The 12,058-nt window shown below is 71.2% G+C and carries 10 protein-coding genes; 8 read left to right on the top strand and 2 right to left on the bottom strand.

Annotated features, from left to right (window positions below):
- Positions 1 to 219: 219 nt before the first annotated feature.
- The 8 genes from hemL to AB0472_RS33335 all read left to right on the top strand — a co-directional run bounded on the left by hemL (position 220) and on the right by AB0472_RS33335 (position 8,316).
- Positions 220 to 1,548, top strand: coding sequence for a glutamate-1-semialdehyde 2,1-aminomutase (hemL, locus tag AB0472_RS33370; RefSeq protein ID WP_366362028.1), 1,329 nt, complete (start codon positions 220 to 222; stop codon positions 1,546 to 1,548).
- Positions 1,545 to 2,246 (top strand): histidine phosphatase family protein, encoded by a 702-nt coding sequence (locus tag AB0472_RS33365; protein WP_366362026.1) that lies wholly within the window; start codon positions 1,545 to 1,547, stop codon positions 2,244 to 2,246. The genes hemL and AB0472_RS33365 overlap by 4 nt, the downstream gene beginning before the upstream one ends.
- Before the next feature lie 125 nt (positions 2,247 to 2,371).
- Positions 2,372 to 3,637 carry a hypothetical protein gene (locus tag AB0472_RS33360; protein ID WP_366362024.1) on the top strand — a complete coding sequence of 422 codons (1,266 nt, stop codon included), beginning with the start codon at positions 2,372 to 2,374 and terminating at the stop codon, positions 3,635 to 3,637.
- A gap of 67 nt (positions 3,638 to 3,704) precedes the next feature.
- Positions 3,705 to 4,295, top strand: a complete 591-nt coding sequence (locus tag AB0472_RS33355; protein WP_366362022.1) for a TlpA disulfide reductase family protein — start codon at positions 3,705 to 3,707, stop codon at positions 4,293 to 4,295.
- A 1-nt stretch (position 4,296) separates the two neighbouring features.
- Positions 4,297 to 5,070 carry a cytochrome c biogenesis protein CcdA gene (locus tag AB0472_RS33350; RefSeq protein WP_366362020.1) on the top strand — a complete coding sequence of 258 codons (774 nt, stop codon included), beginning with the start codon at positions 4,297 to 4,299 and terminating at the stop codon, positions 5,068 to 5,070.
- A 3-nt stretch (positions 5,071 to 5,073) separates the two neighbouring features.
- Positions 5,074 to 6,786, top strand: coding sequence for a cytochrome c biogenesis protein ResB (locus AB0472_RS33345; protein WP_366362018.1), 1,713 nt, complete (start codon positions 5,074 to 5,076; stop codon positions 6,784 to 6,786).
- On the top strand, positions 6,783 to 7,892 hold the full coding sequence (gene ccsB, locus AB0472_RS33340; RefSeq protein WP_366362016.1) for a c-type cytochrome biogenesis protein CcsB: 1,110 nt from the start codon (positions 6,783 to 6,785) through the stop codon (positions 7,890 to 7,892). Before AB0472_RS33345 ends, ccsB begins: the two co-directional genes overlap by 4 nt.
- A 25-nt stretch (positions 7,893 to 7,917) precedes the next feature.
- The gene (locus AB0472_RS33335) at positions 7,918 to 8,316 is read left to right on the top strand and encodes a hypothetical protein (protein ID WP_366362015.1); all 399 of its coding nucleotides are present in this window, start codon (positions 7,918 to 7,920) and stop codon (positions 8,314 to 8,316) included.
- 67 nt (positions 8,317 to 8,383) lie between these two features.
- Here the strand turns inward: AB0472_RS33335 and AB0472_RS33330 are convergent, their stop codons facing one another.
- Both AB0472_RS33330 and AB0472_RS33325 read right to left on the bottom strand, forming a co-directional pair.
- Complete coding sequence (locus AB0472_RS33330; protein WP_366362014.1) at positions 8,384 to 9,931, bottom strand: hypothetical protein; 1,548 nt, start codon at positions 9,929 to 9,931, stop codon at positions 8,384 to 8,386.
- Entirely contained in the window at positions 9,931 to 12,039 is a 2,109-nt protein-coding gene (locus AB0472_RS33325; protein WP_366362012.1) for a hypothetical protein, read from the bottom strand. Before AB0472_RS33325 ends, AB0472_RS33330 begins: the two co-directional genes overlap by 1 nt.
- Positions 12,040 to 12,058 lie beyond the last annotated feature (19 nt).

The raw sequence follows: 12,058 nt of genomic DNA, 5'->3' as shown, positions 1-12,058 counted from the left end.
CCGCCGAAACGTGCGTCGAAACATCAGTCCGCAGGATCTTTACAGCCTCCGGCCGCCTGCGTACCGGATGAGCTGGGTGTATCGGGTCACAGTCTCGCAGATGCCCCGGGCCCTGTGCGGGGACCGCCGTCCTCCGCTGCGAGGAGACCGCCGTCCTCGGCCTACCCTGAGGAGGTCACCCAGCATCCGGAGTCCGAGAAGTCGGAGAAGTCGCACGTCATGAGTGCCCAGAGCGAAACGCCCTATCCCTACGACGCGCCCGTCTCACAGGCGCTCTTCGACCGCGCCTCCGTCGTCACGCCCGGCGGCGTGAACTCGCCGGTGCGCGCCTTCCGTGCCGTCGGTGGCACGCCCCGCTTCATGGTCTCCGGCAAGGGGGCCTACCTGACGGACGCCGACGGGCGCGAGTACGTCGATCTCGTGTGCTCGTGGGGGCCCATGATCCTGGGGCACTCGCACCCCGAGGTCATCGCCGCCGTCCAGGAGGCCGTCTCCCGCGGTACCTCGTTCGGCACCCCGGGTGAGGGCGAGGTCGCCCTCGCGGAGGAGATGGTCGCGCGGATCGAGCCCCTGGAGCAGGTCCGGCTGGTCAGCAGCGGGACCGAGGCCACGATGAGCGCCATCCGGCTCGCGCGCGGGTTCACCCGGCGCACCAAGGTGATCAAGTTCGCCGGGTGTTACCACGGACACGTCGACAGCCTGCTGGCCGCCGCCGGGTCCGGTGTCGCCACCTTCGCGCTCCCCGACACCCCCGGTGTCACCGGTGCGCAGGCCGGCGACACGATCGTGCTGCCGTACAACGACCTGGAGGCGGTGCAGGAGGCGTTCCACCGGCACCCGGGGGAGATCGCCTGCGTGATCACCGAGGCGTCGCCGGGGAACATGGGGGTGGTGCCGCCGGGGCCCGGGTTCAACCAGGGGCTGAAGAACGCCTGCCGCGAGAACGGCGCCCTGTACATCTCCGACGAGGTCATGACCGGGTTCCGGACCAGCCGGGCCGGGTGGTTCGGGATCGACGGGGTGGTGCCCGACCTGATGACCTTCGGGAAGGTCATGGGGGGCGGCTTCCCGGCCGCGGCCTTCGGCGGGCGGGCGGACGTCATGGCGCACCTCGCCCCGGCCGGGCCCGTGTACCAGGCCGGCACCCTCTCCGGTAACCCCGTCGCCACCGCCGCCGGCCTCGCCCAGCTGCGGCTGCTCGACGACGCCGCGTACGACAAGGTCGACGCCGTGTCGGAGCAGATCCAGGGGCTGGTCGGCGAGGCGCTGAACAAGGAGGGCGTCGCGCACCAGGTGCAGACCGCCTCCAACATGTTCTCCGTCTTCTTCACCAACCGCCCGGTGCGCAACTACGAGGACGCGCGGGGCCAGGAGTCCTTCCGGTTCACCGCCTTCTTCCACTCCCTCCTCTCCGACGGCGTCTACCTGCCGCCGTCGTCCTTCGAGTCCTGGTTCGTCTCCACGGCCCACGACGAGCGGGCCATCCAGAAGATCGCCGACGCCCTCCCGGCGGCGGCCCGAGCGGCCGCGGAGGCCACGGCAGCATGAGCGTGCAGAGTGAGAAGAGCGGACAGCAGGACATCACCGTCGTGCATGTGATGCGGCACGGGGAGGTGGCCAACCCGGACGGGGTGCTGTACGGGAGACTGCCCGGCTACCACCTCTCCGAGCTCGGGCGGCAGATGGCCGACCGGGTCGCCGAGCACCTCGCGTCGCGGGACGTGACGCACGTCGTCGCCTCTCCGCTGGAGCGCGCGCAGGAGACCGCGACCCCCATCGCCAAGACGCACGGGCTCGACCTCGCCACCGACGAGCGGCTCATCGAGGCCGAGAACATCTTCCAGGGCAAGACCTTCGGCGTCGGTGACGGGGCGCTGAAGAAGCCCGCCAACTGGAAGTACCTCGTCAACCCGTTCCGGCCGTCCTGGGGCGAGCCGTACGTCGACCAGGTCGTGCGGATGAAGAGCGCCCTGGACACGGCCAGGGACCGGGCCCGCGGGCACGAGGCCGTGCTCGTCAGCCATCAGCTGCCGATCTGGATCCTGCGGTCGTACGTCGAGAACCGCCGGCTCTGGCACGACCCGCGCAGGCGGCAGTGCACCCTCGCCTCCCTGACAACTTTCACATACGAGGGCGACAGGATCGTTTCCGTCGGCTACTCCGAGCCCGCCATCGACCTCGTCCCGGCCCACCTCCGCGCCGGCGCCAAGCCGGTGAAGGGGAAGGACAAGGCCTTCGGCGCGTGAACTCCGGGCCGCTCGAACCGGATTCATGAGATTAGTCTGAAAATATATGGTTCCTTCGGGAACCTTCCCGTTCGTCCCGCCCTCTGAGTGGGTGACCACCAGAGGACGTGACGAATCGGGGAACCATGCGGACCTTCACCCGAAGGGGAATGCTCGGCGCCGGTGCGGGTGCCACGGCCGGGCTCGCGCTCGGCCTCACCGGCTGCGGCTCACCCACCGGTTCGGACGGCGTGACCCATGCCTCCGGTTCCACCGGGGAGCCGTCGAAGAAGCCGTCGAAGACGCCGAACGCCCGCCCCCTCGGCGACGGCTCCACCGCCGACACGGGCAAGCAGCCCCACCAGCCCGCCGCCCCCGAACCGCTGGAGCCGGGCCAGACCCCGCCGCAGTTCGTGATCTTCTCCTGGGACGGCGCCGGCGAGGTGGGCACCGGCCTCTTCCCCCGCTTCCTGGACCTGGCCAAGGAGCACGGCGCGTCGATGACCTTCTTCCTCTCGGGGCTGTACCTGCTCCCCGAGTCGAAGAAGCGGCTCTACGACCCCCCGAACAACCCCCGCGGCGCCTCCGACATCGGCTACCTCACCGACGAGCACATCAAGGCGACGCTCGCCAACGTCCGCCGGGCCTGGCTCGAAGGGCACGAGATCGGCACCCACTTCAACGGCCACTTCTGCAGCGGCCACGGCACCGTGGGCAACTGGACGCCCAAGCAGTGGCGCAGCGAGATAGACCAGGCCAAGGCGTTCGTGAAGGAGTGGCGGACCAACTCCGGCTGGACCGACCTGCCCGCGCTCCCCTTCGACTACGACAAGGAGCTGGTCGGCGGCCGTACCCCCTGCCTGCTCGGCCAGGACAACCTGCTGCCCACCGCCCGCGCGCTCGGCTGGCGCTACGACGCCTCCTCGCCGGGCGGCCGCCAGGTCTGGCCGGAGAAGAAGCTGGGCATCTGGGACCTGCCCCTGCAGCAGATACCGTTCCCCGGTCGCTCCTTCGAGGTCCTCTCCATGGACTACAACATGCTCGCCAACCAGTCGGTCAACTCGACCAAGGCCCCCGCCTACCACTACCCGGGCTGGCGAACCCAGTCGGCGCAGGCCTACATAACGGGATTCCAGCGGGCATACACGACAAACCGGGCACCGTTCTTCATAGGCAACCACTTCGAGCAGTGGAACGGCGGCATCTACATGGACGCCGTCGAACAGGCCTTCAAGCACATCGCCCGGGAGAAGGAGAAGGGCGCCGACGTCCGCCTCGTCTCCTTCCGGCAGTTCGTGGACTGGATGGACGTACAGAAGCCGGAGGTCCTCGCGAAGCTGCGCACGCTGGACGTGGGGCAGCGGCCGGCCGGCGGCTGGAAGGGCTTGTTCAAGCAGGGTGCGGCGGCCTGAAGCGGGGCGGATCCCGGACCCAGGGGGGTGCGCAAGATCCCCAGAACGGGCATGCGAAACTTTTCACATGAGTACCCGTAGCCGCGCCCTCCTGCTCGGTGCCACGGCCGCCGCGGCAGCCCTGACCCTGTCCGCGTGCGGCAGCGGCGGCACTTCCGGCGGAGGCGGCAACACCAACTTCGTCACCGGCAAGGACGGCATCGACACGGTTGCGGAGGGTCACCGTGCGGCGGCCCCCGACCTGTCCGGCAAGACCATCGACGGCAGCACGCTGGACGTCGCGGACTACAAGGGCAAGGTCGTCGTCATCAACGTCTGGGGCTCCTGGTGCAGCCCCTGCCGGGCCGAGGCGCCCAACTTCGCGGCCGTCGCCAAGGAGTACGCGAGCAAGGGCGTCCAGTTCGTCGGCATCAACACCCGCGACACCAGCACCGGTTCCGCGGTCGCCTTCGAGAAGCAGAACGGCATCGACTACCCGAGCCTGTACGACCCGACGGGCAAGCTTATGCTCCGCTTCAAGAAGGGCACGCTCAACCCGCAGGCCATCCCCTCGACCCTGGTACTCGACCGGCAGGGGAAGATCGCTGCGCGCTCACTGGCGGCGCTCAGCGAGGAGAGCCTGCTGAAGATGGTCAAGCCGGTCGTCGCGGAGAAGTGACGTGAGCGCACTTCTCGCGGCCGCGGCCGAGACAGGCCGGAACGAGACCGTCCTCAACGGCGCCCTGCTGGTCGCCCTGCCGATCGCGCTGCTCGGCGGGCTCGTCTCGTTCTTCTCCCCGTGCGTGCTGCCCCTCGTCCCCGGCTACCTCTCGTACGTCACGGGGGTCGCCGGTACCGATCTCGCGGAGGCCCGGCGGGGCCGAATGGCAGCCGGTGCCTCCCTGTTCGTCCTCGGGTTCACCGCCGTGTTCGTCTCCGGCGGGGCCCTGTTCGGCTACTTCGGCCAGACCCTCCAGGAGCAGTCCGGCGTCCTCAGCAAGGTGCTCGGGGTGCTGATGATCGCCATGGGCGTGTTCTTCATGGGCATGATGCCCTGGTTCACCCAGCGCGAGTTCCGCTTCCACCGGCGGCCGGTGGCGGGTCTGGCCGGGGCGCCGGTGCTGGGCGCGCTGTTCGGGATCGGCTGGACACCGTGCATCGGCCCGACCCTGTCGGCCGTCACGACCCTGTCCTTCAACCAGGCGAGCGCCGGCCGCGGCGCCCTGCTGACCGTCGCCTACTGCCTGGGCCTCGGTGTCCCCTTCGTGCTCACCGCCGTAGCCTTCCGCAAGGCACTCGGCGCCTTCGGCTGGGTCAAGCGCCACTATGTCTGGGTGATGCGCATCGGCGGCACGATGATGATCGTGACCGGTGTGCTGTTGCTGACCGGGGCCTGGGACAGCCTCGTGCAGGAGATGCAGGGCTGGTCCGACGGCTTCACTGTGGGGATCTGATCGATGAGCAAGACCGAAACCGACAACAGCGAGGTGGACCTCGGCGCGGCGGGCTCCCAGCTCTCCACCGCCCCCGCCGAGCCACCGGTCGCCCCCGGGCTCGGGGTCGTCGGCTGGGCCCGCTGGTTCTGGCGGCAGCTCACCTCGATGCGGGTCGCGCTGCTGCTGCTCCTGCTGCTGTCGCTGGGCGCGATCCCCGGGTCGCTGATCCCGCAGAGCGGCGCCGACATCAACAAGGTCGCCGAATTCCAGAAGTCCCACAAGACGCTGGCACCGGTCTACGACAAGCTCGGCCTGTTCCACGTCTACAGCTCGGTGTGGTTCTCGGCGATCTACATCCTGCTGTTCGTCTCGCTCGTCGGCTGCATCATCCCGCGTGCCTGGCAGTTCGTGGGCCAGTTGCGCGGCCGTCCGCCGGGCGCCCCGAAACGCCTCGACCGGCTCCCCGCGTACACGACCTGGCGGACCACGGCCGCGCCCGAGGAGGTCCGCGAGGCGGCGCTGAAGCTGCTGAAGAAGCGGCAGTTCCGCGCGCACGTCGCCGGGGACGCGGTCGCCGCCGAGAAGGGCTACGTCCGCGAGTTCGGCAACCTGGCCTTCCACATCGCGCTGATCGTGCTGCTGATCGCCTTCGCCTCCGGCCAGATGTACAAGTCGGACGGGACCAAGCTGGTCGTCGAGGGCGACGGGTTCTCCAACTCGATCCTCCAGTACGACGACTTCAAGTCCGGCTCCATGTTCAGCACCGACGACCTGGTGCCGTTCAGCTTCGACCTGAAGAACTTCCACGCCACGTACCAGACCAGCGGCCCCAGCAAGGGCACGGCGGTCTCCTTCGCCGCGGACGTCGACTACAGCGAGGGGGCCTACGGCAAGTCGAAGCGGACCACCATCAAGGTGAACGAGCCGCTGCACATCGACGACGCCAAGGTCTACCTCGTCAGCCACGGCTACGCGCCCGTCGTCACCGTCCGGGACAGCAAGGGCAAGGTCGTCTACCGCGACGCCGTCCCGCTCCTCCCGCTCGACAGCAACGTCACCTCCCAGGGCGTGGTGAAGGTGATGGACGGCTACCGGGACGCCAAGGGCGTCAGCGAGCAGCTCGGCATCTCGCTGTTCTTCCTGCCGACGTACGCCGGCGGTTCCTCGGTGCTCTCCAGCTTCCCGGCACTCGACAACCCGGTGCTGAACCTGACGCCGTACCACGGCGACCTGGGCGTCGACTCGGGCATCCCGCAGAGCGTCTACCAGCTCGACAAGACCCACATGAAGGACTTCAAGGACTCCAAGGGCGCGCAGTTCCGGGACAACCTCAGGCCCGGGCAGACCATGCAGCTGCCGAACGGCGCCGGGTCCGTGACGTTCGAGAAGGACGTCAAGGAATGGGCCGGCTTCGAGATCGTGCAGGAGCCCGGCAGCGGCTGGGCGCTGGGCGGCGCGCTCGCCGCGATCTTCGGCCTGGCGGCCTCCCTGTTCATCCAGCGCCGCCGCGTGTGGGTGCGCGCGGTGCAGGGCCCCGACGGCGTCACGGTGGTCGAGATGGCCGGGCTGGGCCGCAGCGAGTCCGCGAAGGTGCCCGAGGAACTCGGCGACCTCGCCGGAATCCTCTACGACCGGGCGCCGGGCGCCCCCGACCCCGACGACACCACTGACGACGACCCCGCAGAATCCCCCGACCCCGAAGTCGTACCTGCCGAAGGGGCTGAGAAGCGATGACTTCCGCCGCCGCAACCGCGCTCGACGCAACCACCCTCGCCGCGACCAACGAGCATCTGGCGAGCATGAGCAACACGCTCGTCTACTCCTCGATGGCCGTCTACACGCTGGCGTTCTTCGCCTACATCTTCGAATGGCTGCTCGGCAGCCGCAGCCGGGTGGCGCGTACCGCCAACGCGCTCACCAGCACGGGCGAGGCCAGGAAGGCGCCCGCCGTCACGGTCAAGAAGGCCGGCGGCACCGCCGTGCTGGAGCGTCCGCAGGTGGTCGTCCGCTCCGCGGCGGGCTCGCGGGACGTGCCGGACGGGCCCGGCGCGCACGGCGGTGACGAGCAGGGCGACCTCTACGGCCGGATCGCGATCTCCCTCACGGTCCTCGCCTTCCTCGTCGAGCTGGCGGGCGTGGTCACCCGCGCGGCCTCCGTGCAGCGGGCGCCGTGGGGCAACATGTACGAGTTCAACATCACGTTCTCCACGGTCGCGGTCGCCGTCTACCTGACGCTCCTCGCCCTGAAGAAGAACGTGCGCTGGCTCGGCCTCTTCCTGATCACCACGGTCCTGCTCGACCTCGGCCTCGCGGTCACCGTCCTCTACACGGCGAGCGAGCCGCTGGTCCCGGCCCTGCACTCGTACTGGCTGTACATCCACGTCTCGACGGCGATCTTCTGCGGCGCGGTCTTCTACGTCGGCGCGGTGGCCACGATCCTGTACCTCTTCAAGGACGCCTACGAGAGCAAGCTGGAGAGCGGCGGCAAGCCCGGCAGCTTCGCCACCTCGGTCCTGGAGCGCCTGCCCGCCTCGGCGTCCCTCGACAAGTTCGCCTACCGCGTCAACGCGGCGGTCTTCCCGCTGTGGACGTTCACGATCATCGCGGGCGCGATCTGGGCCGGCAGCGCCTGGGGCCGCTACTGGAACTGGGACCCCAAGGAGACCTGGTCCTTCATTACCTGGGTCGCCTACGCCTGCTACCTGCACGCCCGCGCCACCGCCGGCTGGAAGGGCCGCAAGGCCGCCTATCTGGCGATGATCGCCTTCGGCTGCTGGCTCTTCAACTACTACGGCGTCAACATCTTCGTCACCGGCAAGCACTCCTACGCGGGCGTCTGAGCCGACGAGGGGCGACACTGGTGCCATGGCCGGTTCCATAGAGCAGGGCACCAGTCAGACCCACGGGAGAACGCACATCCTCCACTTCCTGGTGCGCCTCCCGAAACCGACGGACCGGGTCTGGCCGAGCCTCTCCACCCCCGAGGGCCTGGCCGCCTGGTTCACCACGGTCGACGTCCTGCAGCCAAGACTGGGCGGCACGGTCACCCTCGGTGACCTGGGCACCGGCACGGTGACCGCCTGGGACGTCGACCGGATCGCGGAGTACACGGTGGAGGGCGGCGGCAGAATCCGCTTCCACCTGGAGCGCGACGGGGAAAGCGGCAGCGCCCTGCGCTTCACGCACGAGTTCAAGGGCGAGGTGGCGACCGAGCCGGCATGGCGGGCGCGCTTCGAACGCCTGATGGAGACGCTGGGCCCTTGACGGCACGGCGATCTGTGGCGCCGGGTCAGGGGCGCGGGGGACTGAGCGCGCCCCCCACCGGCCGCGCTCACGACGGCGGCAGACACTCCGGACCCGGCGGCTTCCCCTCCGGCCACGCAAGGGTCACGAACCTGGACCCGCCCTCCGGCCGCAGCTCCACGATCGGCACCGCCTTGTCGTACGGATTCCCGTGCGCGTCCAGGCAGATCCACCCGCTCGCCCCGTCCACCCGCAGCGACCCCTTCACCTGCGGCCACTGCAGCCCCACGTCGGCCAGCGCCGGCACGGACCTCCCCTCCGGCACCGCCTCGCGGATCCCGTGCACCGCGAGCCGTATCGCGTCGTAGGCGATGATCAGCTGCCCGTCCTCCAGGGCGACCGGCCCGACCGGCCCCACCGGCGCCTTCCGCGCGCTCTGCAGCAGCGCGGTGAGCGCCGCCGTGTCGGCCGCGGAACCGCCCGTCCCCGGGCTGCCCTTCCCCCACGCGTCCGGATGGGCGAGGGCGGTGTAGCGGACGGAGAGGTTGTGCCGCAGGGCGCTGCGGTCCAGCTTCGTCTCGCCGGTCAGGTACGACCCCTCGTCCCCGGTCAGCACCGTGAACCTGCGGTCCTGGCAGCCCCGTCCGCCCAGCGCGTTGACGAACTGCCGCAGCTGGGTGTGGCGGCCGGCGAACAGGATCGTGTCCGTGGTCCGCGAGGTGTCGCAGACCAGGTTGGTGATCTGCCGGAAGGTGTTCGCGGTCGTGCCCTCCCTGCTGCGGTCGGCCGGCGGCGTGAACGGCTGCGGCTCGTACGGCGAACCCTTGATCAGCGCGGCGAACGACGTCTGGAGCGTGCGCGTGTACGGGTCGCCTGGCTTGTCGTAGACGAGCAGCGCCCGGCCCGCGCTCACCTTCGCGAAGGAGGCGAGGGCGCGGGCCTCGTCGGTGTTGGTGGGGGAGACCCGGGCCAGTCCGGGGTAGGGGTCCTTGCCGCCCTGCCCGTTGGCGAGGTCGTCGGCGGTGATCGACGAGCCGACCACCGGGATGCCCAGCCGGGTCAGCTCCTTGACGGCCCTCTTGTTGTCGTCGGTGCTCTGCCCGACCCCGGCGACCGCCCGCAGCCGGTCCGTGCCGCCGGTCATGCCCGCCAGCTGCGTGACCATCCGCTGCCAGTACCGGCTGGTCGCCCCGGGGTTGGCCGCCACCAGCCGGATCGCCGGGGACTGGCCGTTGGAGTCGTGGTTGGCCTGGTACTGGGCGAGGTAGGCGCCCTGCAGCTCGTGCTGGATGTCGGCGAGGCTGGCCGCGGCCGTCGCGGTGTAGGGCAGCATCACCGCGACGGTCACGTAACTCCCGGGCTTCAGACGGGCGTTCTCGCGTGCGATCGCCTCCACGGTGCTCCGCAGCTGCGGGTGCCCGAAGTCGTACGCGGTCGTCGCCACGCCCACGCACTCGTCGCTGCCCTCGGGGCGGGTCACCCCCGGCGCGCAGGACCGGTCGTCGTGGACGGCCGCCCGCACCCCGACGACCAGCCCGGCGATCACCGCGGCCGTGACCAGCAGGGCCAGATAGCGGCGGAGCGGGATCTCCCAGACGCCCTCACGCAACCACGTGCCCACGCCCTGCCCCGCCATCACGCCACCCCGCTCCGCTCGTCGTCGCCCGCGTCACCCTCGTCGTCGTCACCGTCGTCCCCGTCCGCCGCCGGGGGGCGGCCGGCCAGCGCGGCCGCCGGCCAGTCCCGGGAGGCCCGCCACAGCAGTGCGTTGCCGGCCGGCCGCAGGTTGGACAGCTGCTCCAGCTCGAACCGCAGCCGGTCGGCGACCTTCGGGTCGGGCAGTACCAGCGGATCGGTCAGCAGCCACACCGCGTGCAGCAGCCGCCGTATCCGCAGGTGCAGTACGCCGTCCACGCCGTCCGGCACCCGCTGCTGGGCGTCGGTGCGGCCGAGCGCCACCGCGGCCCGCCGGTCGCCGTGGCCGGTGAAGTCGTGGCCCTCGGCGTCGTGGGCGTGGAAGTAGGGCGCGGCGGCGACGAACCGCAGGGTGTGCAGCCAGCCGCGGGTGTCCAGGACGGGGAAGCTGTCGCGCAGGTGGGCGACGGCCGGTCCGGTCCGGCCCAGGGCCAGTTGGTGGTGGAGCCGGAAGCGGGCGTGCCCGTCCGGCCGGTCCTCGGTGTAGTACGCGACCAGCGTCTCGTGGGCGGTGCGCCAGCCGCTGTGGTCGGCGTCCCGCAGGTGCAGCCGGAGCAGCAGCAGGGTCCGCACGAAGGGGTCCCCGACGAACTGGCCGGGCACGGTGGGCAGCCCCTCCTGGGCGAGCCGGTTCTGCAGGGCCCGTACATCGGCCGGGCCGAAGTCGTCCGGGAGCAGCGCGGCGGCCAGCGCGCACGCCGAGTCGTGGTCGTGGGCGGCGGCGAGGACGGTCAGCTCGTCGAGGCGGTCGGCGGGGACCAGCCGGTCGAGGAGCTGGAGGTAGGCGGGGGCGGCGGGGCCGTCCTCGGCCGGCCGTACGTCGGCGGTGAGCAGGTCGGCCAGCGATCCGGCCCGCTCCGGATGCTGCGCCGCGGCCTCGGCGAGCAGGGCGATGCCCAGCGGGTTGCCGCGGGTCAGCCGGTGCACGGCGTGCGGGAGCTGGGGCGCGGCCGGGGCGCCGACCAGGTGCAGGGTGTCGTCGGGGGTGAGCGCCGGAAGCGCGACCAGCAGCGCCCGCGAGGAGGGTACGGCCGGGTCCGGCGTCCACTCGCTGCGCCGGGCGACCCCGGCCAGCTCCCGCCGTGTCCCGCCGCGCAGCAGCTCCCGGCCGTCGCCGCGTAGCCCGGCGACGAACGCCACCTGGTCGGCGATGCCCTCGGCGCGATCCCTGAGCACCGCCTCCAGCAGGCCCGGCCCCGGCCCGGTCTGGACGTTGTCGACGAGCACCAGCGGCCGGCCGAGCCGCTGCATTCGCGGCAGCACGCCCGCGTACGCCTCGGTCAGGTCGGCGAGCAGGGCCCGCACCAGGTACCGCTCGGCGTGCTCGCGGGAGGTGCCGCCCGCGCGGAAGTGCCCGGAGAGCAGGATCAGGCCGCGCTGGGCGTGCCCGCCCGCGTTGGGGTAGGTCCGGTACCAGACCGACGCCTTCTGGTGGCGGCGGCTGGCGAAGCCCTCGGCGATCGACTCCAGGGTGGCCTCGATGGCCCCGGAGACCAGCGGCCCCGTGCCGGTCGCGGCGGCGACCACCTTCGCCGCCACCTTCCCGGCCCACCGCCCGGCGAAGCCGCTGATCCACGAACCGCTCTCGTTCAGCAGCAGGATCCGCTCCACCTCGCGCCGGATCCGCTCCGAGTCCGCGTCCCCCCAGCCGCCGGCGGCCACCGCGACCAGGCCCGACATCAGCCGTGGGAAGGGGATGCGCCCGGCACCGGTCACCGGCTCGGCGAGCTGCTCGGCGACGACCAGCAGCGCCTGGGCCACCGGCGACCAGGACTCGGCGGGCCGCTCCGGCGGCGGCCCCGCGAACTGCGGCTCCGCGCAGTCGACGAGCGCGACCGGGGTGTGCCCCTTGTACGCGTCCCGCAACTCACCGAGCACCGCGCTCCTGCCGAGCCCCCGCGCCCCGGTCAGCACGACGAACGGCAGCTCACCGGGGTGTTCGAGGGGAAGGGCACGATGCTGGTACGGCCGTAACCCGACGATTCTCGGCACGAGCCCGGCCGGCTCGACGTCGAACAGCGCCCCGCGCCCGTGCAGCCGTCTGTGCAAGGCAGTCCCCCCTCAACGC

Source organism: Streptomyces sp. NPDC086777 (genome assembly GCF_040702065.1).
Lineage (GTDB): Bacteria > Actinomycetota > Actinomycetes > Streptomycetales > Streptomycetaceae > Streptomyces.
This window is presented reverse-complemented; position numbering and strand designations above follow the sequence as displayed.

Bases quoted from the DNA above. Each gene is read 5' to 3' on its own strand.
- AB0472_RS33345 (WP_366362018.1), top strand. From the start codon at position 5,074: ATGAGCAAGACCGAAACCGACAACAGCGAGGTGGACCTCGGCGCGGCG.
- AB0472_RS33355 (WP_366362022.1), top strand. From the start codon at position 3,705: ATGAGTACCCGTAGCCGCGCCCTCCTGCTCGGTGCCACGGCCGCCGCG.
- AB0472_RS33335 (WP_366362015.1), top strand. From the start codon at position 7,918: ATGGCCGGTTCCATAGAGCAGGGCACCAGTCAGACCCACGGGAGAACG.
- AB0472_RS33365 (WP_366362026.1), top strand. From the start codon at position 1,545: ATGAGCGTGCAGAGTGAGAAGAGCGGACAGCAGGACATCACCGTCGTG.
- ccsB (WP_366362016.1), top strand. From the start codon at position 6,783: ATGACTTCCGCCGCCGCAACCGCGCTCGACGCAACCACCCTCGCCGCG.
- hemL (WP_366362028.1), top strand. From the start codon at position 220: ATGAGTGCCCAGAGCGAAACGCCCTATCCCTACGACGCGCCCGTCTCA.
- AB0472_RS33330 (WP_366362014.1), bottom strand. From the start codon at position 9,931: ATGGCGGGGCAGGGCGTGGGCACGTGGTTGCGTGAGGGCGTCTGGGAG.
- AB0472_RS33360 (WP_366362024.1), top strand. From the start codon at position 2,372: ATGCGGACCTTCACCCGAAGGGGAATGCTCGGCGCCGGTGCGGGTGCC.